Consider the following 25,956-nt stretch of genomic DNA (forward strand, 5'->3'; position numbering starts at 1 on the left):
GCACTTCGTGCCTGCAGTGAACCTCGGTCTGCCGAAAGTCCCCGAAACCCTCAGCCCCCGCCGCAAGTCCCGGCAGATCCGGGTCGGCAAGGTACTCGTGGGTGGCGACGCTCCGGTGTCCGTCCAGTCGATGACCACGACGCCGACGACGAACATCAACGCGACCCTCCAGCAGATCGCCGAGCTCACGGCCTCCGGCTGCGACATCGTGCGTGTCGCGGTCCCCAGCCAGGACGACGCCGACGCGCTGCCGATCATCGCGAAGAAGTCGCAGATCCCGGTGATCGCCGACATCCACTTCCAGCCGAAGTACGTCTTCCAGGCGATCGACGCCGGGTGCGCCGCGGTCCGTGTGAACCCGGGCAACATCCGGAAGTTCGACGACCAGGTCGGTGCCATCGCCCGCGCGGCGAAGGACGCCGGCGTCTCGCTCCGCATCGGCGTGAACGCGGGGTCGCTCGAGCCGAGCCTGCTGCAGAAGTACGGCAAGGCCACGCCCGAGGCCCTCGTCGAGTCGGCCGTCTGGGAAGCCAGCCTCTTCGAGGAGCACGACTTCCACGACTTCAAGATCTCGGTCAAGCACAACGACCCGATCGTCATGGTGAAGGCGTACCGCCAGCTCGCCGCGGCCGGTGACTGGCCGCTGCACCTCGGCGTGACCGAGGCCGGTCCGGAGTTCCAGGGCACGATCAAGAGCGCCACCGCGTTCGGCATCCTGCTCGCCGAGGGAATCGGCGACACGATCCGTGTGTCCCTCTCCGCTCCGCCCGCGCAAGAGGTCAAGGTCGGCCTGCAGATCCTGCAGTCCCTCAACCTGCGCGAGCGCAAGCTCGAGATCGTCTCCTGCCCGAGCTGCGGCCGCGCGCAGGTCGACGTGTACCAGCTCGCGAACGACGTCACCAAGGGGCTCGAGGGCATGACCGTCCCGCTCCGCGTCGCCGTGATGGGCTGCGTCGTGAACGGCCCGGGCGAAGCGCGCGAGGCCGACCTCGGCGTCGCCTCCGGCAACGGCAAGGGGCAGATCTTCGTCAAGGGCCAGGTCGTCAAGACCGTCCCCGAGTCCGAGATCGTCCCGACCCTCATCGCCGAGGCGAACCGCATCGCCGACGAGATGGGCCCGGCCGCCGCGACCGGTACCCCGCAGGTCGTCACGACGGTCTAGCCGTCACCACCCATCCGACTGGAGGCGCGGTGCCGGCTGGCACCGCGCCTCCCGTCCGTCGGTGCGCACCGTGCGCGCCTCGTCATTCGGTGCGACGTCTGCGGGGTCGTGCGAGCTTGCAGCGCGGCACGGGGCGGCGAACGTGGCACGCACTGACGAACCTCGCACGGTGCGCGGCCCGGTCGCACCGTGCGCGGCGCGGCCGCCCGACCCCGCGCTCGCCCCGGCCGCCCGATCCCGACCCCGCGCCCGTCCCGCCCACCGCACGCCGCTAGGCTTGCCCCGTGGTCACACGGCTTTCGCATCTCTTCCTCCGTACGCTCCGCGACGACCCCTCCGACGCCGAGGTGACGAGCGCGAAGCTGCTCGTCCGCGCCGGGTACATCCGTCGCCAGGCCCCGGGCATCTTCGCCTGGCTGCCGCTCGGCCTCCGGGTCCGCGCGCGCATCGAGAGCATCATCCGCCAGGAGATGGAGGCGGCCGGCGCGCAGGAGGTCCTGCTGCCGGCACTCGCCCCGCGCGAGCCGTACGAGGCGACGAACCGCTGGACCGAGTACGGCGACGGGATCTTCCGCCTCAAGGACCGCAAGGACGCCGACTACCTCCTCGCCCCGACGCACGAGGAGCTCTTCGCGCTGCTCGTGAAGGACCTGTACTCGTCGTACAAGGACCTGCCGGTCACGCTGTTCCAGATCCAGGACAAGTACCGCGACGAGGCACGTCCCCGCGCCGGTCTCCTGCGCGGCCGCGAGTTCACGATGAAGGACGCCTACTCGTTCGACGTCACCGACGAGGGGCTCGACCGGAGCTACCAGGTGATGCGCGACGCGTACGAGCGCATCTTCGCCCGCCTCGGGCTCGAGTACGCGATCGTCAAGGCGGACGCCGGGGCGATGGGCGGCTCGAAGTCCGAGGAGTTCCTGCACCCGATCGCGGTCGGCGAGGACACCTTCGTCCGGAGCGCCGGCGGGTACGCGGCGAACGTCGAGGCCTACGTCACGCCGGTCCCCGACGCGCTGCCGATCGAGGGGCAGCCGGAAGCGGTGCTCCTGCCCGCGTCGGACACCCCCACGATCGACACGCTCGTCACCCACGCGAACGAGGTCGCCCCGCGCGACGACGCGCCCTGGACGGCGGCGGACACGCTCAAGAACGTCGTGCTCGCGCTCACGCACCTCGACGGCACGCGCGAGGTCGTCGTGGTCGGCCTGCCCGGTGACCGCGACGTCGACCTGAAGCGTGCCGAGGTGGCCTTCGCCCCGGCCGAGGTCGAGGCCGCCGGCGACGACGACTTCCGGAAGCACAAGGGTCTGGTCAAGGGCTACATCGGCCCGCAGGTCCTCGGGGCGGACAGCGCCACCGGCATCCGCTACTTCGTCGACCCGCGCGTGGTCGACGGCACGAGCTGGATCACCGGCGCGAACGAACGTGGCGTGCACGTCTCCGGGCTCGTCGCCGGCCGTGACTTCGTCGCCGACGACGTGGTCGAGGTCTCCGACGTCCGAGCGGGCGACCCGGCCCCGGACGGCTCCGGGCCGCTCGAGACCGCCCGCGGCATGGAGATCGGGCACGTGTTCCAGCTCGGTCGCAAGTACGCCGAGGCGCTCGGGCTCAAGGTGCAGGACGAGAACGGCAAGCTCGTCACCGTCACGATGGGCTCGTACGGCATCGGCGTGACCCGCATCCTCGCGATCCTCGCCGAGGCGCACAACGACGAGAAGGGCCTGGCCTGGCCGAAGCACGTCGCGCCGTTCGACGTGCACGTGGTCGCCACCGGCCGCGACGGCGTCGCCTACGACCTGGCGACGGACATCGTCGCGCAGCTCGAGGGGGAGCGGTACGAGGTCCTCTACGACGACCGGCCGAAGGTCTCGCCGGGTGTCAAGCTCCGCGACGCCGAGCTGCTCGGCATGCCGATCGTGGTCGTCGCCGGCCGCGGCGCGGCCGACGGGGTCGTCGAGCTCTGGAACCGCGCGTCGGGCGAGCGCCGCGACCTGCCGGTCGCCGAGCTGCTCGAGGCGGTGCGCGCGATCTAGTCGCGTCCACGGTCCGACCGGAGGCGCGGTGCCGGCTGGCACCGCGCCTCCAGTGCGTCGCGGGGCCGGGTCCGCGAGCCGCAGTGCGGTAGTCTGGTCGCCGACTTCCGCGCAGTTCCATCCGCGGGAGCGACTCATCTGAATACGGAGGCCCTCGGTGAAGATCGATCTCGCAGTCCTGCGACTCATGGAGCGTGAACGGGAGATCCCGTTCGACGAACTCGTCCAGATCATCGAACAGGCCATCCTGACGGCGTACCAGAAGCACCGCGCCGAGAACGAGGAGCCCGTCGACGCCGAGGTGCGCGTCGAGCTCGACCGCAAGTCGGGCGAGGTCTCCGTCTTCGTGCCCGAGCGCGACGAAGAAGGAACGGTCATCGGCGAGGCAGTCGACCAGCCGAACGACTTCGGCCGCATCGCCGCCTTCGCCGCGAAGCAGGTCATCAACCAGCGCCTGCGCGACATCGGTGACGACAAGATCCTCGGCGAGTTCCGCGGCAAGGAAGGCGACATCGTCGCGGGCGTGGTCCAGCAGGGCCCGAACCCGAAGATGGTGCACGTCGACCTCGGCACCGTCGAGGCGATCCTGCCCCCCGAGGAGCAGGTCCCGGGCGAGGACTACAAGCACGGCTCCCGCATCCGCGTCTACGTGACGAGCGTCGGACGCGGTGCCAAGGGCCCGCAGATCACCGTGTCGCGCACGCACCCGGGCCTCGTCCGGAAGCTCTTCGCGCTCGAGGTCCCGGAGATCGCGTCGGGTGTCGTCGAGATCACCTCGCTCGCCCGCGAGGCCGGTCACCGCACGAAGATCGCGGTGAAGGCGAACGAACCGGGCGTCAACGCAAAGGGTGCCTGCATCGGTGAACTCGGTGCCCGCGTGCGCGCGGTGACGACGGAGCTCGGCGCCGAGAAGATCGACATCGTCGACTACTCGTCCGACCTCGCCTCGTTCGTCGCGAGTGCCCTGTCGCCGGCCAAGGTGACGAGCGCGTTCGTGCTCGACGCCTCGACGAAGGCCGTCCGCGCCCTCGTGCCGGACTACCAGCTGTCGCTCGCCATCGGCAAGGAAGGGCAGAACGCCCGCCTCGCCGCGAAGCTCACGGGCGCCCGGATCGACATCCAGCCGGACTCGATCCTGGACGGCGAGGACTGAGCGGTTTCGCTCGTGGCACGTCCGGTCCGGGCGTGCCGGATCGCGGTCGACGGAGGGGAGGAGTAAGGTGGTTCCCGTCAGAACATGCATCGGCAGTCGCCGTCGTGCACCCCGGTCCTCCCTCCTCCGTGTCGTCGCCCTGAGCGACGGTCGCGTCGTGGCGGACCCGAAGGCAGTCATGCCGGGTCGGGGGGCATGGCTCACACCGACGGTCGAAGCACATGATCAGGCCGCCAAGCGCAGGGCTTTCCGCCGGGCGCTCCGGCTGGATCATGAACCGGACACGTCCGCGGTTCGCGACTACCTCGAAGCGCTCAGCGCTGCAGAGCAGGCGCGTCACCGGGACATGACAGAACAGGCTGAACGGCTTATGGACAACTGATGAGCGGCTCGAAATGAGACCCGTCATCCATTGAGTCCTGCCCCTTCACGGGGTGGGACCCGTGAAGGAGAACAGTGGCAAAACCACGCGTACACGAGATCGCATCCGAACTCGGTGTCGACAGCAAGACCGCAATGGAGAAACTCAAGGAACTCGGCGAATTCGTCAAGGGCCCGAGCTCTTCCGTCGAACCCCCCGTCGCGCGGAAGCTCCGTGCTGCGCTGCAGGCTGACGGCGTTCCCGCGTCGAAGCCCGCCGCGGCACCCGCCGGCTCGGCCTCGCCGAAGCCCGGCACGGCTGCGCCCAAGAGCGACGCGCCCGCCGCCCCGAAGCCCGCAGCGGCCTCGGGCAGCAGTGCGCCGAAGCCCGGCGGCATGAAGCCCGGCCCCGCCCGTCCCGCGCCTGCTTCGGCAGCGCCCGAGGCGACGACGGCCGACGACACCTCCACCGACTCGTCCGCGCCCACCCCGGGTGCGCCGAAGTCGGTCGCGCAGCGCCAGGCCGAGGCCGAGGCAGCGCGGAAGGCCGCAGCGGCCGAGAAGGCAGCAGCAGAGAAGGGCGATGCCGGTTCGGCAGCCCCGAAGGCCGACGCCGTCAAGCCCGGTGGCGCCCCGAAGCCGGGCTCCGCAGCCGGCCCCAAGCCGGGCGGCCCGAAGCCGGGTGCACGTCCCGGCAACAACCCGTACGCGTCGAGCCAGGGCATGGGCTCGCGCCCGCCGCGTCCGGGCAACAACCCGTACTCCTCGAACCAGGGCATGGGCCAGCGCCCCGCACCCGGTGCCGGTGGCGCCGGTGGTGGCAACGGCATTCCGCGTCCGGCTCCGCCGCGTCCGGGTGTTCCCCGTCCGGGTGCGCCGCGTCCCGGTGGTCCCGGCCAGGCCGGTCGTCCGAACGGCTTCGGGCAGCGCCCGGGCCAGGGCGGCGGCGGTCGTGGTGGCCCCGGTGGTCGTCCGGGTGGTGGTGCCGGTGGCGGTTTCCCGCGTCCGGCCTTCAGCGGCCCGCGTCCCGCCGGTGGCGGTGGCCGCGGTCGTGGCCCCGGTGGCGGTACCGCTGGTGCGTTCGGTCGCGGTGGCGGCAAGAGCCGTGCCCGCAAGTCGAAGCGGACGAAGCGCGCCGAGTACGAGATGCGGCAGGCGCCGTCGCTCGGCGGCGTGCAGGTCCCGCGTGGCGACGGCAACACGATCGTCCGTCTGCGCCGGGGTGCGAGCATCTCGGACTTCGCCGACAAGATCGACGCGAGCCCCGGCAACCTGGTGACGGTGCTGTTCCACCTCGGTGAGATGGCGACCGCGACCGAGTCGCTGGACGAGGCCACGTTCGAGGTCCTCGGCGAGGAGCTGGGCTACAAGATCCAGATCGTCTCGCCCGAGGACGAGGACAAGGAGCTCCTCGAGGGCTTCGACATCGACCTCGAAGCAGAGCTCGAGGACGAGGACGACTCGGTGCTGCAGCAGCGGCCCCCGGTGGTCACCGTCATGGGTCACGTCGACCACGGCAAGACCCGCCTGCTCGACGCCATCCGCAACTCGAAGGTCGTGGAGGGCGAAGCCGGCGGCATCACCCAGCACATCGGTGCGTACCAGATCGTCACCGAGCACGAGGGCATCGAGCGCCCGATCACCTTCATCGACACCCCGGGTCACGAAGCCTTCACGGCCATGCGTGCTCGTGGTGCCCAGGTGACGGACATCGCGATCCTCGTGGTCGCGGCGGACGACGGCATCATGCCCCAGACGATCGAGGCGCTGAACCACGCGCAGTCGGCCGGTGTGCCGATCGTGGTCGCGGTGAACAAGATCGACAAGGAGGGCGCGAACCCGGCGAAGGTCCGGCAGCAGCTCACCGAGTACAACCTGGTGGCCGAGGAGTACGGCGGCGACGTCATGTTCGTCGACGTGTCGGCTCGGCAGAACATCGGCATCCAGGACCTCTTGGACGCCGTGCTGCTCACCGCCGACGCTGGTCTCGACCTGCGTGCGAACCCCGACAAGGACGCCCGCGGTGTGGCGATCGAAGCACGCCTCGACAAGGGGCGCGGTGCGGTCGCGACGGTGCTCATCCAGTCCGGAACGCTGCACGTCGGCGACGCCATCGTGGCGGGCACGGCCTACGGCCGCGTCCGTGCGATGACGGACGAGAACGGCGAAGCGGTCAAGGCCGCGACCCCGTCCCGCCCGGTCCAGGTGCAGGGTCTGTCCTCGGTGCCCCGCGCCGGTGACACGTTCCTCGTCACCGAAGAGGACCGTACGGCTCGTCAGATCGCCGAGAAGCGTGAAGCCGCCGAGCGCAACGCCCAGCTGGCCAAGGCCCGCAAGCGCATCTCGCTCGAGGACTTCACCCGTGCACTCGAAGAGGGCAAGGTCGAGTCGCTCAACCTCATCATCAAGGGTGACGTCTCCGGTGCTGTCGAAGCACTCGAGCAGTCGCTCCTGGACATCGAGGTCGACGACAGCGTCCAGCTCCGCATCCTCCACCGCGGTGTCGGTGCGATCACGGAGTCGGACATCGACCTCGCCACGATCGACAACGCCATCGTCATCGGCTTCAACGTCCGTCCGGACGTCAAGGCCCGTGAGCGTGCGGCGCGCGAAGGCATCGACGTGCGCTTCTACTCGGTCATCTACAACGCACTCGAGGACATCGAGCAGTCCCTCAAGGGCATGCTCAAGCCCGAGTACGAAGAGGTCCAGTCGGGTGTCGCCGAGATCCGCGAGGTGTTCCGTTCCTCCAAGTTCGGCAACATCGCGGGTGTCATCGTCCGCTCCGGCACGATCACGCGCAACGCGAAGGCGCGCGTCATCCGCGAGGGTGTGGTGATCGCCGATGGCCTGGCCATCGAGTCGCTGCGTCGCTTCAAGGACGACGTGACCGAGGTCCGCACGGACTTCGAAGCCGGTATCGGTCTGGGCAAGTTCAACGACATCCAGATCGGTGACGAGATCGAGACCACCGAGCTCGTCGAGAAGCCGCGCGACTGATCGCGTGACTCCCTGGGCCCCGGCCTCCCCTCGCGGGGGACCGGGTCCCGACGGGCCCCGGCCTCCCCACGGGGGGACCGGGGCCCGACCCCGTTTCACCAGGACCACCGGCGGGAAGCGTCCCGCCACTGCCTCAGGAGGCACCAATGGCCGATCCGCAGCGCGCACGCAAGATGGCGGACCGCATCAAGGAAGTCGTCGCACGTCGGCTCGACAAGGGCCTCCGGGACCCGCGGCTCGGGTTCGTGACGATCACCGACGTCCGTGTGACCGGTGACCTGCAGCACGCATCGATCTTCTACACCGTCTACGGCACCGACGAGGAGCGTGCCGACTCCGCCGCCGCGCTCAAGGCGGCGACCGGCATGCTCCGGTCGGAGGTGGGCAAGAACATCACCGCCCGGCTCACGCCGTCGCTCGAGTTCATCGCCGACGCCCTGCCGGAGACCTCGGCACACATGGAGGACCTGCTCGTGCAGGCACAGCTGCGCGACGAGCAGGTCCGCGCCGCCGCCGCCGGTGCGACGTACGCCGGCGACGCCGACCCGTACAAGCGCGACGAGGACGAAGACGGCGACGAGGACCAGGCCCGCGCCTAGCCCTCCGGCAGGCTGTAGCCGCTCGCGTCGTCGCCCTCCGCGAGACCATCGCGGAGGAGCGACGCGAGCGCACGTTCCCGCTGCTCGGCGTCCGGCCACACCGGTTCGATCTCGTCCCGGGTGACGGGCACGTCGGACGCCCGGAGCTCGGCCATGATCAGGCCACGCACCTGCCGGTCGCTGCCGGCGAACTTCGCCTGCTTCGGTGCCCGTGGCCCCTCGTGCTCCGGGTAGCCCGCTGCACGCCAGGCGCAGCGGTCCGCGATCGGGCACGCGTCGCAGGCGGGGGAGCGGGCGACGCAGACGAGCGCGCCGAGCTCCATCACCGCGGCGTTGGTCGCGGCGGCGTCGTCACGATCGGCGGGCAGGACGGACTCCATCAGCGGGAGGTCCTGCTTCGCCTTCGCGGGGCCCGGTTCGCCCTGGCCGAGGAGGGCGCGGGCGAGGACGCGGCGCACGTTGACGTCGACGACCGGGTGCCGGTCGCCGTACGCGAAGACCGCGACCGCCCGCGCCGTGTAGTCGCCGATCCCGGGCAGCGCCAGCAGTGCGTCGACGTCCCGCGGCACCACGTTGCCGTGCTGTTCCGCGATCGCGGTCGCCGCCGCGTGCAGCGCGAGCGCCCGTCTCGGGTAGCCGAGCCGGTCCCACGCGCGCACCGCGTCCGCCGGGGGTGAGTCCGCGAGGTCCGCAGGTGTCGGCCACCGGGTGAGCCATGCCTCCAGGCGGGGGATCACGCGCGCCACCTGCGTCTGCTGCAGCATGATCTCGCTGACGAGCGTGCCCCACGCGGGGAAGCCGGGGCGGCGCCAGGGGAGGTCGCGTGCCTCCTGGCGGAACCAGGTGATCAGCGGAGTGGCGATGTCGGGCCGCGTGGTCGCGGCCGGGTCGGGGCGGGTCGCCGTGGCCGGTTCCTCCACACCGTCTCGCGTCGTCGGGTTGTCCACATTCTGCCTGGAGGCCCGACTCGCGTTCACCACGACAGCCTACGGTGGGTGCATGGCACGTTGGGCACCCCAGGAGACCGACACGATGGCAGCGATCGCAGCCGAGGTGATCGCGCAGGTCGGCACGAACCGGACCGTGATCGGCATCGACGGACAGGACGGCGTCGACCTCGAGCGCGTCGCCGCGGGGCTCGTCGCCGGCTTCGAGCAGCACGGTGTCTCCGCCATGGCCGCGGCCGCACCCTCCGCCGACGTCGACGCCCTGCGCGCCGACCTCGTCGCACCCTTCCGCTCCACCGGCGCCGGGGACGGCGTGCTCGTGGTCCACGGGCACGGCGTGCTGGCGCACGGTGCGCGTGGGCTCTGGCGGTGGTCCCTGTGGGCCGAGCAGGAGGACGGTCGTCTCGAGCGTCGGGCCGACGTGAAGATCGCCGCGTCGGCGGTGCTCGACGTCACCGACCCGGAGCACCCGCGGCGCGAGTGGAACGACGCCTGCTGAGGCAGACACCTGACCGATGGATCGCGCCCACTGACCGGTTGCACCGCTGGTAATCTCCTACGGTGCTCGAAACCGCGCCCGACGGCATCCTCCTCGTCGACAAACCGCAGGGGATCTCCAGCCATCGGGTCGTCTCGATCGCCCGGCGCCGCCTCGGTCTGAAGAAGGTCGGCCACGCCGGCACCCTCGACCCGATGGCGACCGGTCTGCTCATCCTCGGCGTCGGCCCGTCGACCCGGCTCCTGACCCACCTGGTCGGCCTCGGGAAGACCTACACCGCGACGATCCGGCTCGGTGTCTCCACAGACTCCGACGACGCCGACGGCGACCCCACGGCGGCCCTCGGAACGGCCTCGGCCGACGTGTCCGACGCTGCCGTCGAGGCCGCGGTCGCCGCCCTCCGCGGCGAGATCTCCCAGGTCCCCTCGACCGTCAGCGCCATCAAGGTCGACGGCCGGCGCGCCTACGACCTCGCACGGAAGGGCGAAGAGGTCGTCCTCAAGTCCCGCACCGTGACGGTCTCACGGTTCGACGTCACCGGCCGAGGAGACCGGGTGGTCACCGTCGACGGCCACGAGGTCGCCGTCGTCGACCTCGACGTCGTCGTGACGTGCTCGTCAGGCACCTACGTCCGAGCCCTGGCGCGTGACGTCGGCGCGGCCCTCGGCACGGGTGCGCACCTGACGGCGCTCCGCCGCGAGCAGGTGGGCCCGTTCGACGTGGCGGACGCGATCGACCTCGAGGACGACGCGGTCGACGTCCGCGCCGCACTCGCCCGGCCGGTCGACATCGCCCGACGGCTGTTCCCCGCCGTCCCGCTCGACGCCGACGCGGCGAAGGACCTCGCCGACGGTAAGCGCGTCGCCGCCGACCACCCGGACACCGACGGCCCGGTCGCGGCCGTCGCCACCGAGGGAGACCGGCTCGTCGGACTCGTCTCGGTCCGGCGCGGACTCCTCCGCGTCATCACCAACTTCCCGACGGCGCACACGGTGTCGTCCACGAGCGGCGGAGCGAACGCGTGATCGAGTGGTTCATGTGGGTGCAGCTCGTGATCGCCGTGGTCGCAGGGCTGTTCGCCGTGGTCGTCGGCTTCATCGGTTGGAAGCCGAACGACTACACGGTGGGGTCGCTTGTCCTCGTCGAACTCCTGCTGCTCGCGCAGGGCGTGATCGCGCTGGTCCTGCCGGCCGTCGGCAGCCCGCCGGTCGGGAACGCCCTCGAGTTCGGCGTCTACGCGGTGTCGGTGCTGCTCGTGCCGCCGGCGACGATCGTGTGGGCGCTCATCGACCGGACCAAGTGGAGCACCGTCGTCCTCGGCGCCGGAGCCTTCACCGTCGCCGTGATGCTGTACCGGATGTACCAGATCTGGTTCGCGCTGAACTGACGCAGAGCCTGTCGACGGCTGCGCGCGTGCCGGTCGAGTCCGCCCCGTCCTTGCGTCATCGTCGGGCTCGTCCTGACGCCTTGCGTCATCGTCGGGCCCGGCCGTCGGTAGAATCGGTGCAATGGCGACCAGATCCTCACTCGCGACCGGCATCGGCCGCGTCCTCATCGCCGTCTACGGCGTGCTCGCGCTGGCGGCGACCGGTCGGAGCGTCGTCCAGATCATCGAGAAGTTCGACTTCGCGCCCTTCGCCTACACGCTGAGCGCCGTCGCGGCCGTCGTGTACATCGTCGCGATGATCGCCCTCATCGTCCCCGGTCGGTTCTGGTACCGGGTCGCCTGCGTCACCATCGTCTTCGAGATGACCGGTGTGCTCGTCATCGGGACGCTCTCGCTCTTCGACCGGGCGCTGTTCCCGGACGACACGATCTGGTCGTACTACGGCCTCGGGTACGCCTTCGCCCCGCTCGTGCTCCCGGCTGCCGGTCTCTGGTGGCTCCGGAAGCACCACCGCACCGCCGGAGCGCCCGACAACGCAGCGACCGACGCGCCCACGTCCACCGTGCCGGCCGGCGAGTAGGGGGTCGACGTGCAGTACTACGACGACATCGCCGACGTGGCCCAGGGCTTTGGGCCGAGTGCGGTCACGATCGGCAAGTTCGACGGCGTCCACGTCGGGCACCGGGCCGTGATCGCGCACCTCGAGCGAGCCGCACACGAGCAGGGACTCGTCTCCACCGTCGTGACGTTCGACCGGCACCCGCTCACCGTGATCGACCCGGTCAAGGTCCCACCGGCCCTGACGAGCATCGCCCAGCGCCGCGAGCTCCTCGACGAGGTCGGCGTCGACGCCACCCTGCTCCTCCGGTTCGACCACGAGCTGCAGTCGAAGGCGCCCGGAGCGTTCGTGTCCGAGATCCTCGTCGACACCCTGCACGCCCGGCTCGTCTTCGTCGGCAGCGACTTCCGCTTCGGCGCGAAGGGTGCCGGCGACGTCACACTCCTCCGTGCACTGGGTGAGCGGCACGGCTTCACCGTCGAGCTCATCGACGACGTGGACCTGGTCGACGACGTCCGGCCCGACGGCGAACGCCGGGTCTCCTCCACGTGGATCCGCGAGCTCCTCGGCGACGGGCGGGTGGCCGAGGCCGCACGGCTCCTCGGCCGCGAGCACGCCGTCCGGAGCGTCGTCGTGCACGGCAACCAGCGTGGCCGGGCGATGGGCTACCCGACGGCGAACCTGGACCCGGCGTGCGAGGGGTTCGTCCCCGCCGACGGTGTCTACGCGGCGCGGGTGCTGCACGAGGGCACGGTGTACCCGGCTGCCGTGTCGGTCGGCAACAACCCGACGTTCGAGGGTGTGCCCGCGAAGCAGATCGAGGCGCACCTGCTCGACGTCGACATCGACCTCTACGGCGACACCATCTCGGTGCTCTTCGTGTCCTACGTGCGCGGCATGGTGAAGTTCTCGTCGATGGACGAGCTCGCCGCGCAGATGCGCCAGGACGACCGCGACATCCGGCTGCTGCTCGGGCTTCCCGCGCCCGTCTGACGCTGCCCGGCGGTACGGGGGCACGGCGGCACGGCACGGCGCACGCGCGCGGCGCACGGTGCCAGCTTCGCCGGACGGTGCGAGGTTCTGCGCCCGGTGCGGCGCTGCAGGCTCTCGCCAGGCGCGGAACCTCGCACCGTGCGACGTTCCGCGGGCGTCACGGTGCCCGCTCCACAGCGCCAGCGCACGGTGCCAGCCTCGCCGGACGGTGCGAGGTCGTTCGCCCGGTGCGGCGCTGCAGACTCCCACGAGGCGCGGAACCTCGCACCGTGCGAGCTCGCAGACCCGCGCGCCGCGCGCCCGCTGACCCGCGCACCCGTGCGCCGCGCGACCGACGCCCCGCGCGACGAAGCCCCCGTGACCGATCGGTCACGGGGGCTTCGTCGAGACGGACGGCCGGGTGTCAGCCGCCGAGCGCGTCGAGCCAGATCTTGCGGGCGTCGAGCGCTTCCTGCGCGTCCTTGATCTTGCGGGCATCGCCGGAGGCCTGCGCGTCGGCGAGCTCCGCCTCGAGCTTGCCGATGGCGTCCTCGAGCTGGCTGGCGAGCCCGTTCTGCCGGGCCTTGCGCTCGGGGTCGGACGCCTTCCAGTGCTGGTCTTCCAAGCTGCGCACGTGGTCCTCCACCGCGCGGAGACGGTCCTCGATGCGGCGGACGTCCCCGCGGGGGACCTTGCCGATCTCGTCCCACCGGCGCTGGATGCCCGTGAGCGTCCGGCGAGCCGCGACCCGGTCAGTCGCCTGCAGCAGCGGTTCAGCCTCGGTCAGCAGTGCCTGCTTCGCGACGAGGTTCTCGGAGTACTCCTCGTTCTCGATGGCAGCCTCGGCGTGCCGCTGCTCGAACAGCACGTCGCCGGCGGCCTTGAAACGTGCCCAGAGCGCGTCGTCGTGCCGCTTGCCCGCTCGCCCGGCCTGCTTCCAGTCGTCGAGCAGTTCGCGGTACGCGGGGATGGCGTCCGACCCGCGCGGCGCGAGGGCCTCGGCCTGCTGGACGAGCTCCTGCTTCCGGTTGCGGGCGTCGCGGTGCTGCGCGTCGAGCTCGGAGTAGAACGCACGACGGTGCTGGTCGACGGTCGAGCGGGCGGCCCGGAATCGCTTCCAGAGCTCGTTCGCCTCGTTCTTGGGGATGCGCGGGCCGTCGTGCTGGTGCTGCTGCCACCGCGCGAAGACGTCGTCGAGCTGCGCGGTGATCTGCTTCCACTGCGCTCGGGCGGGGTCGACCGCAGCGAGTGCCTCGGCCTCTTCCACCAGGGCGGTGCGGTGCGCCAGTGCATCCGCGAGTGCCTGCTGCGCCTGCTCCGCCTGCTCCTTCGTGAGCGAGCCGAGCTGCTCGGTGAGGGCGCCGACGCGGGTCTCGAGCGCCTTGAGGTCACCGACGACGCGCGCCTCGGCCACGAGGGTGCGGAGGTGCTCCACCGTGCGGGCGACGTCGTTCGCCGAGGCACCACGCGCAGCGCGCTGCTCGGCGATCTTCACCTGCCCCTCGAGGTCGGCGTACTTCCGCGCGAAGTAGGCGAGGGCTTCGTCCGGGGTCGCGTCCGGGTACTCACCGACCGCTTTCTCGGTGTCCTCGTACCGGACGTACACGGTCCCGTTCTCGTCGACCCGGCCCCAGGTCGTTGCTTCGTCAGATCCCACAGGTCTCGCCTCGATCGTGGTCGTGCATCACCGACGTCGCCGTCGGCACGGTCAGGTCGTCAGCCTATTGCACGGACGGCCTCTGCGACCCGCCCGGACGGCGCGCCTGTGGACTACTTCTCCTGCGCGATCGTCGCGCCGGTGATCTTCGTGCTGACCTTGGGCTCGCCGGTGCCGTCGCTGCCGGCTGATGCGATGCCCTTCGAGGTGATCTTCGACACGAGGTCGTCGAGGCCGCTCGTCACCTTCCCGACGACGGTGTAGCCGCCGGTGGAGCCGTCGAGCGTGGTGTCGCCGTAGACGATGAAGAACTGGGTGCTCTGCGAGTACGCGGTCGAACTGCGGGCGATCGCGATCGTGCCCTTCTCGTACTTCCCGTCGCTCGGCACGTTCTCGAGCGGGCCGTACTCGAACCCGGCGTCCCCGGTGCCGTCGCCGTTCGCGGAGCCGCACTGCAGGAACTCGAACCCGTCGCTGTCGGCGAGCCGGTGGCAGGTGGTGCCGTTGTAGAACTGCTCCTGGATGAGCTTGATCTCGACGCTCGTGGCCTGCGGCGCCTTCTTCCCGTCGAGCTCGATGCCGAGCTTCACGTCCTTGTTGAGCGTGAGGGAGCCGGTCCAGGTGGCGTCCTTCGCGATCGACTTGCTCGGCACGTCGCCGGTGTTGGCCGCGGTCGCACTGGCGGACGGCGTCGGCGTGGCCGTCGCGCTCGCGCTGGCGGACGCCGTCTTCTCGGAGCCGTGCGACCCGGCGAACGCGAGCTGCGATCCGGTCGCGAGCGCGGCGACGAGCACGAGCACCCCGGCGCCCACCAGGTTGTCCCGCAGGCGGCGGCGTCGCTGCCGGTCGTGCAGGCCCTGCCGCGCCTTGTAGAGGCGGAGGCGCTCGCGCGCCTCCCGGTTGTCTCGCGCCTGGTTCTTCGGTGCCACGGTGCTCTTCGGACCTCTCGTCGACTGTGCGACGAGCGTAGCGGAACCGGTCATGCCAACGGCCTGGAGGCGCGCCCCTGTCAGTGGGTCGGCCTACGATTGGATGCATGGCAGCGGACCGTTCGGGCATGCGTGCGCCCACGACAGGCGGTCGCGCTGGGCTCGCGCAGGGTTCCGTCCCACTCGCCGTCCGGATGCGCCCCACCAGTCTCGACGAGGTGGCTGGTCAGCAGCACCTGCTCGGTCGGGGCAGCCCCCTCGTGCAGCTCGCCACCGGCACGCGTGAGAACCCCGGCGGCGTCTCCGTCATCCTCTGGGGGCCGCCCGGCACCGGCAAGACGACGCTGGCGCAGGCGATCGCGCGACAGTCCGGCCGTGAGTTCGTCGAGCTCTCCGCGGTGACCGCCGGTGTGAAGGACGTGCGCGAGGTGATGGAGAAGGCCCTCACCCACCGCGACCTCTACGGCAGCACCACCGTGCTGTTCCTCGACGAGATCCACCGGTTCAGCAAGGCCCAGCAGGACGCCCTCCTGCCCGGGGTCGAGAACGGGTGGGTCATCCTGATCGCGGCCACCACCGAGAACCCGTCGTTCTCGGTGATCTCCCCGCTGCTCTCCCGCTCGCTGCTGCTGACGCTCAAGCCCCTCACCGACGAGGACCTCGGCATGCTCGTCGACCGCGCGGTGGAGGACCCGCGCGGCCTCGGCGGCTCCGTCGTCCTCGGCGACGAGGCCCGCAGCGCCATCGTCCGGCTGTCCTCCGGGGATGCGCGGCGTGCCCTGACCGCGCTCGAGGCCGCCGCGTCCTCGGCGATCGCCGCACAGGGCGACCCGGACGACGACGCCGCGCTCGACGGTGTCCCCGCGGTGCCGATCGTCGACGCGGACACCGTCGCCTCCGCCGTCGACCGGGCGCTGCTCCGCTACGACCGGCAGGGCGACGAGCACTACGACGTCATCAGCGCGTTCATCAAGTCCGTCCGGGGGAGCGACGTCGACGCCGCGCTCCACTACCTGGCGCGCATGATCGAGGCGGGCGAGGACCCGCGGTTCATCGCCCGTCGGATCATCATCTCCGCGTCCGAGGACATCGGCATGGCCGACCCGCAGGCGCTCCCGATCGCGGTCGCCGCCGCGCAGGCGGTGCAGCTCATCGGCATGCCCGAGGGACGGATCCCGCTCGCCGAGGCCGTGGTGTACCTGGCGACCGCGCCGAAGTCGAACGCCGCCTACAACGGGGTGAACGCTGCGATCGCCGACGTGAAGGCCGGCCGGCTCGGGGTGGTCCCGATGCACCTCCGCGACGCGCACTACCCGGGGGCGAAGCGCCTCGGGCACGGCAAGGGGTACGTCTACTCGCACGACGCCGAGCACGGTGTCGCCGAGCAGCAGTACCTGCCGGACGCGCTCGACGGGACCGAGTACTACACGCCGACCGCGAACGGGTACGAGCGCGAGGTCGGTCCCCGGCTCGAGCGCCTCCGGAAGATCACCCGCGGCGAGTAGCGCGACGCACCTCGACGGGGTGCTTCACCCCCGGTTCGGATGCTGCTATCGTTGACGGGCCTACGTCCTGGTCCTCGCGTGCGGCTGCGTCGAGGACAGAGTGTCACGGAGCGGGAGTACCCGCCGCTGTGGCACGGGGGCAGAGGTTCGGACTGTAGCCGTCCGATCCCACAGGCTCATCCCTCTGGATCCCATTCGTCGGGTTCGATCGCACGTGCGCGTGCGGTGGTCGACGATCAGTTCAGTTCAGTACAGAGAAAAGGACCCTGTGTCTACCAAGTCACGCACCCGCAGCAAGACCCGCCTCTCGCGCGCGCTCGGCATCCCGCTGACGCCGAAGGCGGCCCGTTACCTCGAGAAGCGCCCCTACGGCCCCGGTGAGCACGGCCGCACCCGCCGTCGTGCGGACAGCGACTACGCCGTCCGCCTCCGTGAGAAGCAGCGTCTGCGCGCCCAGTACGGCATCCGCGAGAAGCAGCTCCGCATCGTCTTCGAAGAGGCCCGCAAGACGAAGGGCCTGACCGGTGAGAACCTGGTCGAGCTCCTCGAGCAGCGCCTCGACGCCCTCGTGCTCCGTGCCGGCTTCGCCCGCACCACCGCGCAGGCCCGTCAGCTGATCGTGCACCGTCACATCCTGGTCGACGGCAAGCTCGTCGACCGTCCGTCCTTCCGCGTGAAGGAGGGCCAGCTCATCCACGTGAAGCAGCGCTCCGAGTCCCTCGAGCCCTTCCAGGTCGCCGCCGCCGGTGGGCACCAGGAAGTCCTGCCGAAGGTCCCGGGCTACCTCGAGGTCGAGATCGACAAGCTCCAGGCCCGCCTGGCCCGTCGTCCGAAGCGCGCCGAGGTCCCCGTGACCTGTGAAGTGCAGCTCGTCGTCGAGTACTACGCAGCTCGCTGATCCACTGATCACACCCGAACGGCGGGTCGTCCTCTCCACGGGGCGGCCCGCCGTTCGGCGTTCCCGGCCGGCACCGCCAGTAAGATCGTCTGGGCACGCACCGCTCGCGTGCGCAGAGGGAGAGGCACCGTGAAGCAGCTGTTCTTCGTCGCCGTCGGCGTCGTCATCGGGTTCGCCGTCGCGCACCGGGTCGCGAACACCCCCGGTGGGGCGCGCTTCTTCGCCGACGTGAACGCTCGCACGAAGGCCTTCACGGGTGCCGTCGCCGACGGCTACCGCTCCCGCGAGGCCGAGCTCCGCACCGACGTCTGACGACGCCGATCCCGCCGCTCCGGACCGCACTCGCCGCCCCCTCCCGCCGACCTGAATCAGGAAGCACCATGCAGACCGCAGAGATCCGCCGCCGTTGGCTCCAGTTCTTCGGTGACCGCGGCCACACCGTCGTCCCGTCCGCCTCGCTCGTCTCGGACGACCCCTCGCTGCTCTTCACGGTCGCCGGCATGGTCCCCTTCATCCCGTACCTGACCGGGCTCGTCCCCGCGCCGTTCCCGCGTGCCACCAGCGTGCAGAAGTGCATCCGCACGAACGACATCGAAGAGGTCGGCAAGACCCCGCGGCACGGCACGTTCTTCCAGATGAACGGCAACTTCTCGTTCGGCGACTACTTCAAGGAGCAGGCGATCCAGTACGCCTGGCAGTTCCTGACCTCGCCGGAGGACGAAGGCGGTCTCGGGTTCTCGGCGGACGACCTCTGGGTCACCGTCTACGAAGAGGACGACGAGGCGATCGCGTTCTGGAAGCAGCACTCCACCCTGCCCGAGGACCGCATCCAGCGGCTCGGCAAGGACACCAACTACTGGTCGACCGGTCAGCCCGGCCCGGCCGGCCCCTGCTCCGAGATCTTCTTCGACCGCGGGCCCGAGTACGGCATCGACGGTGGTCCGGCGACCGACGACGACCGCTACGTCGAGATCTGGAACCTCGTGTTCATGCAGTACCAGATCGCCGACGTCCGGTCGAAGTACGACTTCGAGATCACCGGCGAGCTGCCGAACAAGAACATCGACACCGGCATGGGGCTCGAGCGCGTCGCCTTCATCAAGCAGGGCGTCGACAACATGTACGAGATCGACCAGGTCCGTCCGGTCCTCGACAAGGCGGCGGAGATCTCCGGTCGTCGGTACGGCGCCGTGCACGAGGACGACGTCCGGATGCGCGTCATCGCGGACCACGTGCGGTCGGCGCTCATGCTCATCGCCGACGGCGTCAGCCCGTCGAACGAGGGCCGCGGGTACATCCTGCGGCGCCTGCTCCGGCGCACGGTGCGTGCGATGCGCCTGCTCGGCGTCGAGGGTGCGACCTTCCCCGAGCTCTTCCCGGCGTCCCGCGACGCCATGCGCGACGCCTACCCCGAGGTGGGCGAGGACTACGACCGGATCGCGCGGATCGCCTACGCGGAAGAGGAGACGTTCCTCCGTACCCTCGCGCAGGGCACGACGATCCTCGACGTCGCGGTGGAACGGGCCAAGCAGGACGGTGCGCCGTCGATCGGTGGCGACACCGCGTTCCTCCTCCACGACACGTTCGGCTTCCCGATCGACCTGACGATGGAGATGGCGGAAGAGGCCGGCGTCCACGTCGACCGGACCGCCTTCGAGACCCTGATGTCCGAGCAGCGTGCGCGTGCGAAGGCGGACGCGAAGAGCAAGAAGACCGCCCTCGCCGACCTCAGCGTTTACAGCGCCTTCCGTGCGAAGGGCGAGACGACCTTCCTCGGCTACGACGCGCTCGAGGCCGAGACGACCATCCTCGGCATCATCGTCGGTGGCGTCAGCGTCGACCGTGCGGTGGCGGGCGACATCGCCGAGGTCATCCTCGGCGAGAGCTCCCTCTACGCCGAGTCCGGTGGCCAGGACGCCGACCAGGGCTCGATCGTCGGCAATGGCTTCGACCTCGAGGTGCTCGACGTGCAGCGCCCGGTCGCCGGCCTCTGGAGCCACACGGTCCAGGTCCGCTCCGGCGAGGTCGGGGTCGGTGCGCCGGCGACGACCGTCGTGGACGCCGAGTACCGCCGCGGTGCGACGCAGGCCCACTCGGCCACGCACCTGGTGAACGCGGCGCTCCGCGACATCCTCGGCCCCGAGGCGCTGCAGGCCGGTTCCTACAACAAGTCCGGCTACATGCGTCTCGACTTCTCCTGGTCGCAGCCGGTGTCGCTCGAGACCCGCTCCGAGATCGAGGAGGTCGTGAACACCGCGATCCGCTCCGACCTCGAGGTCTCCACGCGCGTGCTCCCGCTCGCCGAGGCCAAGTCCCTCGGTGCACAGGCGCTGTTCGGCGAGAAGTACGGAGCCGAGGTCCGCATGGTGGACATCGGCGGCCCGTGGTCCCGCGAGCTCTGCGGTGGCACCCACGTCGCGTCCAGCTCGCAGGTCGGCCTCGTCAACCTGGTGGGGGAGTCGAGCGTCGGCTCGACCAACCGCCGCGTCGAGGCGCTCGTCGGACTCGAGGGCTTCCGCGACCTCGCCGTCGAGCGGACCATCGTGTCCCAGCTGTCGAGCGCGCTCAAGGCGCCGCGCGAGGACCTCCCCACCCGTGTCCAGTCCCTGATGGAGGACCTCCGCACCGCCCAGAAGCGGGTCGCCGAGTTCGAGTCGGCGAACCTGCAGCAGCGCGTGCCGTCGATCGCCCGGCAGGCGACGACCGTCGGCACCACCACCGTGGTCGCCGAGTCCGTCCAGGGGCTGCAGTCCGGTGACGACCTCCGTGCCCTCGCGACCGGGGTGCGCAGCCAGCTCGGCGACGGTGCAGCTGTCGTCGTCCTCGGTGCGGTCATCAACGACAAGCCCGTCGTCATCGTCGCGACGAACGACGCGGCGCGCGCTGCGGGCGTCCAGGCGGGCCCCCTCGCGAAGGAGGCCGCCGGCGTCCTCGGTGGTGGTGGCGGCGGCAAGCCGGACCTCGCCCAGGGTGGCGGCACCGACGCATCGGCGCTGCCGGCGGCGCTCCGTGCGGTGACCGACCGGCTCGCGGCCTGACCGTGGCGATCCGTTCCGGGCGGCGACTCGGCGTCGACGTCGGTCGCGCCCGGATCGGGGTCGCGGTCTGCGACCGTGACGGGCTCCTCGCGACGCCGGTGGAGACGGTCCGCCGCGACGACACGACCGATGTCCGGCGGATCGTCGAGATCGCGGACGAGTACGACGTGCTCGAGATCGTCGTCGGACTGCCGTTGTCGATGTCCGGCGGGGACACCCCGTCGACGGCCGACGCCCGAGAGTTCGCCGGGCGGTTGGCGGAGCACAAGCCGGTGCGCCTGGTCGACGAGCGTCTGTCGACGGTGACGGCGCAGCGGGGGCTGCACCAGGCCGGCAAGAACACGAAGAAGTCCCGAGCCGTGATCGACCAAGCGGCCGCTGTTATCATTCTGCAACACGCGCTCGACCACGAGCGTGCGTCCAGTGCCCCACCGGGGGCCACGCTCCCCTGAACGTGCGCACCACCAACGCGCACAGCGCAGTGCTCACCTGACCGCGGCTGCCACACCGTCGCCCAGGATCCGAGCCAGGCGGAGTTCCCGACCGAGAGACCGAGGACCGTTGGCAGACGACCTGGACTGGAACGCGATCATCGCGCCCGGCAACGACGCCGAGCGGCGGAAGACGACTTCCGACCGCGCGGCCACACCCGATGATCGCGGCGACGCGGTCGACCCCGCCACGACGCCGTACGCGCGGCCGATGTCGCGGCGCGAGGCCCGCGCGGCCGAAGCGGCCCGCGACGCAGACGCCGCTCGCGACGCCGCCGCTACCGACGCGGCTCGCGCTGACGACGCCGCTCGCGACGCCGCCGCCGACACCGCTCGCGCTGCCGACACCGCTCGCGCTGCTGAAGCCGCCCGCGCTGGCCGGTTCCCCGAGACGACCCGAGCGGACACCGCACGACTCGACGCGGGTCCCCCGACGCGCGACCGCTCCGCCCGACCCACGTCCCCGGCCGACGCCCCCGTCGCGCAGCGCGTCGACGAGCTCCACCCCGAGGTCCAGGCGCTCCTCACCGGCGAGGTGCACGTCAGCGACGACGAGCGACGCGCCGCCGCAGGCGCGCGGGCCGCCACTCCGGGCGACGTCCGTCGGGACGGCCCCACGCCGGGCGACGACGGCTCTGGAGGCGCGGGAGACGGCGGTCGCGGCGGTCGCGGCGGACGTGGGGGAGCCTCCAGGGCGCCACGTGAGCCCCGCGAGCCGCGTCCGAAGCGACGTCGCGGACCGCTCATCGCGGGCATCGTCATCGTCGCGGTCGTGCTCGCCGGCGGTGTGTCCGCCTACGCGTTCGCCGCGCCGAAGATCCAGCAGGTCGTCGGCGCGCTGACCGGCAAGCAGGAGTCGGACGACTACACCGGCGGCGGCACCAGCAAGGTGACCATCACGATCAAGCAGGGCGACATCGGCGAGGACGTCGCGAAGACGCTGCAGCGCAGCGGCGTCGTGAAGGACTCGACGGTCTTCTACAAGCTGCTCCTGGCCTCGCCGGACGTGCAGTTCCAGCCTGGTTCGTACGCGCTCAAGAAGAAGATGAGCTCGAAGTCGGCCCTCGCGGCGCTCCAGGACGCGAAGAACCGCGTCCAGGCGTCGATCGTCATCCCCGAGGGCACCGCCCTCAAGGACATCGAGGCGGGCATGGTCTCGAAGGCCGGTCTCAGCGAAGCGCAGGTGTCGGCCGCGGCGAAGGACCTCTCGGCTTACGGGCTGCCGGCGAACGCCACCACGCTCGAGGGCTGGCTCTTCCCGGCGACCTACCCGATCAACCCCGGGTGGACGGCCACGCAGTACTTCAAGTCGATGGTCGACACGATGAAGGAACACCTCGCCGCAGCGGGCGTCGCCGAGGCCGACCAGGAGCACGTGATCGTGTTCGCGTCCCTCGTGCAGAAGGAAGCCGGGCTCGCGGCCGACTACCCGAAGGTCGCGCGCGTGTTCCAGAACCGGCTCGACACGGGCATGAAGCTGCAGTCCGACGCGACGGTGGCCTACGGCACGGGCAACACGCACACGGTGACGACGACCGACGCCGAGCGCGCCGACGCGTCGAACAAGTACAACACCTACGTGCACGACGGACTCCCGCCGGCGCCGATCTCGAACCCGGGGGACATCGCCATCAACGCGGTGACGAAGATGGCCACGGGGAACTGGGAGTACTTCGTGACGGTGAACCTCGAGACGGGTGAGACGGTGTTCTCGGACACCTACGACCAGCACCTGGCCGCGGTGAAGCAGTTCCAGGCCTGGCTGCGCGCGCACCCCGACTACCAGTAGCCGCCGTTGACCGCCGGGCGCGGAGCCCGGCGGTCAGCGCGGACCCCGGCGGTCTGCGCGGACCTCGGCGCGTAGCCCGGCGGTCCGCTGTGGGAGGATGGGAACCATGCTTCGTTGGTTGACTGCTGGTGAGTCCCACGGACCGGAACTCATCGCGATGCTCGAGGGCCTGCCCGCGGGTGTCCCGGTGTCGTTCGAGTCCATCCGTACCGATCTCGCGCGGCGCAAGCTCGGCTACGGCCGCGGCTCACGCATGAAGTTCGAGCAGGACGAGCTGCACGTCTCCGGCGGCGTCCGGCACGGGTACTCGCTGGGCAGCCCGATCGCGATCCGCATCGGCAACACCGAGTGGCCGAAGTGGGTCGAGGTCATGAACCCCGAGCCCGTCGAGCAGACCGACGCCTCCCGCGGGCGCAGCGCTCCGCTCACCCGGCCGCGCCCGGGTCACGCCGACCTCGTCGGCATGCAGAAGTACGGCTTCGACGAAGCCCGTCCGATCCTCGAGCGCGCCTCCGCCCGCGAGACCGCTGCCCGGGTCGCCCTCGGGGCGGTCGCGAAGTCGTTCCTCGCCGAACTCGGCATCCGCTCGGTCGCGCACACCCTGCAGGTCGGCACGGTCCGGGTGCCGGACGGTACGGCGTTGCCACTGCCCGACGACGTCGACCGTCTCGACGAGGACCAGCTGCGCTGCTTCGACGCCGAGACCTCCGCCCGCATGGTGGACGAGGTCGAGGCGGCCAAGAAGGACGGCGACACCCTCGGTGGCGTCGTCGAGGTGCTCTTCTACGGGGTCCCGCCGGGCCTCGGCTCGCACGTGCAGTGGGACCGTCGTCTCGACGCCCGCCTCGCCGCGGCGATCATGGGCATCCAGGCGATCAAGGGCGTCGAGGTCGGCGACGGGTTCGCCACCGCAGCTCGTCGCGGTTCCGAGGCACACGACGAGCTGTACCGCGAGGACGGCGAGATCATCCGCACCACCGACCGCGCGGGCGGCACCGAGGGCGGCATGTCCACGGGCACCGTGCTGCGCGTCCGTGCCGGCATGAAGCCGATCGCGACGGTGCCGCACGCGCTGCACACCATCGACGTCACCACCGGTGAGGACGCCTCGGCGCACCACCAGCGCTCCGACGTCTGCGCGGTCCCCGCAGCCGGCGTCGTCGCCGAGGCGATGGTCGCGCTCGTGCTCGCCGACGCCGTGCTCGAGAAGTTCGGCGGCGACAACGTCGTCGAGACGAAGCGGAACCTCGACGCGTACCTCGCGGCGATCCCGGAGACGCTGCGCAGCCGCCGTACCGAGGCCGCCGAGCACACGTCGGCCTGGTGAGCAGCGCGGCACTGTCCGCACCCGTCGTCATCATCGGGCCGATGGGCGCGGGCAAGTCGAGCGTGGGCAAGCGCGTCGCCAAGGCGCTGGGTGTCCCGTTCACCGACACCGACCGCGCCATCGTGCGGGAGCACGGCCCGATCCCGGGCATCTTCGCCGACCGGGGTGAGCCCGCGTTCCGCGAGCTCGAGGCCGCGGCCGTGCGCTCGGCGATGGCGACCGGCGGTGTGATCGCCGTCGGCGGTGGCGCCGTGACCCACGCCGCCACGCGCGAGGCGATGGCCGGCGCGAGCGTCGTCCTGCTCACCGTGTCGCCCGAGGCGGTCGCGGACCGCATCGCCGGCAGCGACCGACCGCTGCTCGCGAACGGCGGCATCGACGCCTGGCAGACCATCATGGACGAGCGCGCGGCGACCTACGCCGAACTCGCGCACGCCGTCTTCGACACGTCTCGTCGCCCGATGTCGCACGTCGTCGACGACGTCGTCGCGTGGCTCGGCAACGACGTCCGCCCGGAGACCCGCACCACCACCGAAGGAGCACCGTGACCGAGTCGACCCTGCCGGAGGGCACCACCGAGATCCGCGTCGGCGGCGAGGACGGATACGTGGTGGCCGTCGGCAACGGGCTGCTCGGCTCGGTCCCGGCGCTGCTCGGCCCCCGTGTCGCCAAGGTCCTCATCGTGCACGCGCCGACCCTCGGCGCGCGGGCCAACGACCTCCGCGACCTGCTCGCCGACGCCGGCCTCGGGGCCCTCATCGCCGAGGTCCCCGACGCCGAGGGTGCCAAGCGGGTCGAGGTCGCCGCGTTCTGCTGGCAGATCATGGGCCAGTCCGACTTCACCCGGACCGACGCCGTGATCGGACTCGGGGGCGGTGCGGTCACCGACCTCGCCGGCTTCGTCGCCGCCACCTGGCTCCGCGGTGTGCCCTACGTCGCGATCCCGACGAGCGTCCTCGGCATGGTGGACGCCAGCGTCGGCGGCAAGACCGGCATCAACACGAACGAGGGCAAGAACCTCGTCGGTGCGTTCTACCCGCCCCGCGCCGTCGTGGCGGACATCGACCTCGTCCGGACGCTGCCGCGCAACGAGATCCTCACCGGCTTCGCGGAGATCGTGAAGGCCGGGTTCATCGCCGTCCCGGAGATCCTCGAGAACGTCGAGGCCGACGTGGCCCGGGTCACCGACCCCTCGACGCCGGAGTTTCGGCGGGTCGTCGAACTCGCGATCGAGCTCAAGGCGCAGGTGGTGTCCGACGACTTCACCGAGCAGGGGCGCCGCGAGATCCTCAACTACGGGCACACGCTCGGCCACGCGATCGAGCACGCCGAGCGCTACCAGTGGCGGCACGGCGCCGCGGTGTCCGTCGGCATGGTCTTCGCCGCCGAGCTCGCCCGCCTGACCGGCCACCTCGACGACGCCACGGTCGACCGGCACCGCGCGATCCTCGAGTCCCTCGAACTCCCGACGACCTACGGCATCGGCCGCTGGGAGGGCCTCCTCGCCACGATGCGTCGTGACAAGAAGGCCCGCGCCGGCATGCTGCGGTTCATCATCCTCGACGGCGTCGGCAAGCCGGTCACCCTCGAAGGTCCCGAGGACCACCTGCTCTTCACTGCCTACCAAGAGGTCGGGGTCTAGCCCGAC

General features: G+C 71.0%; 23 protein-coding genes. 20 read left to right on the forward strand and 3 right to left on the reverse strand.

The features are described from left to right. Positions 1-28: 28 nt before the first annotated feature. The 6 genes from ispG (at position 29) to rbfA (ending at position 8,310) form a co-directional block, all read left to right on the forward strand. Positions 29-1,162, forward strand: a complete 1,134-nt coding sequence (gene ispG, locus BLT36_RS14405) for a flavodoxin-dependent (E)-4-hydroxy-3-methylbut-2-enyl-diphosphate synthase (RefSeq protein ID WP_092096530.1) — start codon at positions 29-31, stop codon at positions 1,160-1,162. Positions 1,163-1,446: 284 nt separating this feature from the next. Next, the gene (locus BLT36_RS14410) at positions 1,447-3,198 is read left to right on the forward strand and encodes a proline--tRNA ligase (RefSeq protein ID WP_092096183.1); all 1,752 of its coding nucleotides are present in this window, start codon (positions 1,447-1,449) and stop codon (positions 3,196-3,198) included. Positions 3,199-3,355: 157 nt separating this feature from the next. Then, positions 3,356-4,351, forward strand: coding sequence for a transcription termination factor NusA (gene nusA, locus BLT36_RS14415; RefSeq protein WP_092096184.1), 996 nt, complete (start codon positions 3,356-3,358; stop codon positions 4,349-4,351). Between the two features lie 67 nt (positions 4,352-4,418). Continuing rightward, positions 4,419-4,733 (forward strand): YlxR family protein, encoded by a 315-nt coding sequence (locus BLT36_RS14420; RefSeq protein WP_092096186.1) that lies wholly within the window; start codon positions 4,419-4,421, stop codon positions 4,731-4,733. Between the two features lie 74 nt (positions 4,734-4,807). Further along, complete coding sequence (gene infB / locus BLT36_RS14425) at positions 4,808-7,711, forward strand: translation initiation factor IF-2 (RefSeq protein ID WP_092096187.1); 2,904 nt, start codon at positions 4,808-4,810, stop codon at positions 7,709-7,711. A gap of 146 nt (positions 7,712-7,857) precedes the next feature. After that, a complete protein-coding gene (gene rbfA / locus BLT36_RS14430; protein WP_092096189.1) occupies positions 7,858-8,310 on the forward strand; it encodes a 30S ribosome-binding factor RbfA in 453 nt (150 codons plus the stop codon). On the opposite strand, the gene BLT36_RS14435 is transcribed toward rbfA, so the two are convergent. Further along, positions 8,307-9,161, reverse strand: coding sequence for an HhH-GPD family protein (locus BLT36_RS14435; RefSeq protein WP_302847121.1), 855 nt, complete (start codon positions 9,159-9,161; stop codon positions 8,307-8,309). The genes rbfA and BLT36_RS14435 overlap by 4 nt on opposite strands. A 148-nt stretch (positions 9,162-9,309) precedes the next feature. Between BLT36_RS14435 and BLT36_RS18820 the strand changes: the two genes are divergently transcribed. From BLT36_RS18820 to BLT36_RS14460, 5 genes are all read left to right on the forward strand, one after another. Continuing rightward, positions 9,310-9,756, forward strand: coding sequence for a hypothetical protein (locus BLT36_RS18820; RefSeq protein ID WP_175529658.1), 447 nt, complete (start codon positions 9,310-9,312; stop codon positions 9,754-9,756). A 62-nt stretch (positions 9,757-9,818) separates the two neighbouring features. Further along, positions 9,819-10,781: a tRNA pseudouridine(55) synthase TruB gene (gene truB, locus BLT36_RS14445; RefSeq protein WP_092096192.1), complete on the forward strand. Its 963-nt coding sequence runs from the start codon at positions 9,819-9,821 to the stop codon at positions 10,779-10,781. Continuing rightward, positions 10,778-11,143: a hypothetical protein gene (locus BLT36_RS14450; RefSeq protein WP_092096194.1), complete on the forward strand. Its 366-nt coding sequence runs from the start codon at positions 10,778-10,780 to the stop codon at positions 11,141-11,143. Before truB ends, BLT36_RS14450 begins: the two co-directional genes overlap by 4 nt. A gap of 121 nt (positions 11,144-11,264) precedes the next feature. Next, entirely contained in the window at positions 11,265-11,723 is a 459-nt protein-coding gene (locus tag BLT36_RS14455; protein WP_092096195.1) for a hypothetical protein, read from the forward strand. Between the two features lie 9 nt (positions 11,724-11,732). Further along, entirely contained in the window at positions 11,733-12,695 is a 963-nt protein-coding gene (locus BLT36_RS14460) for a bifunctional riboflavin kinase/FAD synthetase (protein WP_092096197.1), read from the forward strand. Positions 12,696-13,098: 403 nt separating this feature from the next. Here BLT36_RS14460 and BLT36_RS14465 read toward each other — a convergent pair whose 3' ends face one another. Together BLT36_RS14465 and BLT36_RS14470 are read right to left on the reverse strand one after the other, a co-directional pair. Next, the gene (locus tag BLT36_RS14465) at positions 13,099-14,331 is read right to left on the reverse strand and encodes a DUF349 domain-containing protein (protein WP_175529659.1); all 1,233 of its coding nucleotides are present in this window, start codon (positions 14,329-14,331) and stop codon (positions 13,099-13,101) included. Positions 14,332-14,444: 113 nt separating this feature from the next. Further along, a complete protein-coding gene (locus tag BLT36_RS14470; protein ID WP_254787673.1) occupies positions 14,445-15,314 on the reverse strand; it encodes a peptidylprolyl isomerase in 870 nt (289 codons plus the stop codon). 74 nt (positions 15,315-15,388) lie between these two features. On the opposite strand from BLT36_RS14470, the gene BLT36_RS14475 reads away from it, so the two are divergent. The 9 genes from BLT36_RS14475 to aroB all read left to right on the forward strand — a co-directional run bounded on the left by BLT36_RS14475 (position 15,389) and on the right by aroB (position 25,950). Further along, the gene (locus BLT36_RS14475) at positions 15,389-16,765 is read left to right on the forward strand and encodes a replication-associated recombination protein A (protein ID WP_092096535.1); all 1,377 of its coding nucleotides are present in this window, start codon (positions 15,389-15,391) and stop codon (positions 16,763-16,765) included. A 268-nt stretch (positions 16,766-17,033) separates the two neighbouring features. Further along, on the forward strand, positions 17,034-17,663 hold the full coding sequence (gene rpsD / locus BLT36_RS14480) for a 30S ribosomal protein S4 (RefSeq protein ID WP_022905490.1): 630 nt from the start codon (positions 17,034-17,036) through the stop codon (positions 17,661-17,663). A gap of 129 nt (positions 17,664-17,792) precedes the next feature. Further along, positions 17,793-17,975, forward strand: a complete 183-nt coding sequence (locus BLT36_RS14485; RefSeq protein WP_092096199.1) for a hypothetical protein — start codon at positions 17,793-17,795, stop codon at positions 17,973-17,975. Between the two features lie 68 nt (positions 17,976-18,043). Then, positions 18,044-20,701 (forward strand): alanine--tRNA ligase, encoded by a 2,658-nt coding sequence (gene alaS / locus BLT36_RS14490; RefSeq protein WP_092096200.1) that lies wholly within the window; start codon positions 18,044-18,046, stop codon positions 20,699-20,701. A gap of 8 nt (positions 20,702-20,709) precedes the next feature. Then, a complete protein-coding gene (ruvX, locus tag BLT36_RS14495) occupies positions 20,710-21,153 on the forward strand; it encodes a Holliday junction resolvase RuvX (RefSeq protein WP_175529683.1) in 444 nt (147 codons plus the stop codon). A gap of 109 nt (positions 21,154-21,262) precedes the next feature. Continuing rightward, positions 21,263-22,981 (forward strand): endolytic transglycosylase MltG, encoded by a 1,719-nt coding sequence (mltG, locus tag BLT36_RS14500; protein ID WP_092096203.1) that lies wholly within the window; start codon positions 21,263-21,265, stop codon positions 22,979-22,981. 106 nt (positions 22,982-23,087) lie between these two features. Beyond that, positions 23,088-24,308 carry a chorismate synthase gene (aroC, locus tag BLT36_RS14505; protein WP_092096204.1) on the forward strand — a complete coding sequence of 407 codons (1,221 nt, stop codon included), beginning with the start codon at positions 23,088-23,090 and terminating at the stop codon, positions 24,306-24,308. Next, a complete protein-coding gene (locus tag BLT36_RS14510; protein WP_139166484.1) occupies positions 24,305-24,856 on the forward strand; it encodes a shikimate kinase in 552 nt (183 codons plus the stop codon). Before aroC ends, BLT36_RS14510 begins: the two co-directional genes overlap by 4 nt. Next, a complete protein-coding gene (aroB, locus tag BLT36_RS14515) occupies positions 24,853-25,950 on the forward strand; it encodes a 3-dehydroquinate synthase (RefSeq protein ID WP_254787675.1) in 1,098 nt (365 codons plus the stop codon). The genes BLT36_RS14510 and aroB overlap by 4 nt, the downstream gene beginning before the upstream one ends. Positions 25,951-25,956: the final 6 nt, after the last annotated feature.

Source organism: Curtobacterium sp. UNCCL20 (genome assembly GCF_900101675.1).
Taxonomy (GTDB): Bacteria; Actinomycetota; Actinomycetes; order Actinomycetales; family Microbacteriaceae; genus Curtobacterium.

Excerpts from the sequence above, each read along its gene's own strand:
- rbfA (WP_092096189.1), top strand. The coding sequence starts at position 7,858 with ATGGCCGATCCGCAGCGCGCACGCAAGATGGCGGACCGCATCAAGGAA.
- BLT36_RS18820 (WP_175529658.1), top strand. The coding sequence starts at position 9,310 with ATGGCACGTTGGGCACCCCAGGAGACCGACACGATGGCAGCGATCGCA.
- BLT36_RS14455 (WP_092096195.1), top strand. The coding sequence starts at position 11,265 with ATGGCGACCAGATCCTCACTCGCGACCGGCATCGGCCGCGTCCTCATC.
- BLT36_RS14470 (WP_254787673.1), bottom strand. The coding sequence starts at position 15,314 with ATGACCGGTTCCGCTACGCTCGTCGCACAGTCGACGAGAGGTCCGAAG.
- BLT36_RS14475 (WP_092096535.1), top strand. The coding sequence starts at position 15,389 with ATGCGTGCGCCCACGACAGGCGGTCGCGCTGGGCTCGCGCAGGGTTCC.
- alaS (WP_092096200.1), top strand. The coding sequence starts at position 18,044 with ATGCAGACCGCAGAGATCCGCCGCCGTTGGCTCCAGTTCTTCGGTGAC.
- aroC (WP_092096204.1), top strand. The coding sequence starts at position 23,088 with ATGCTTCGTTGGTTGACTGCTGGTGAGTCCCACGGACCGGAACTCATC.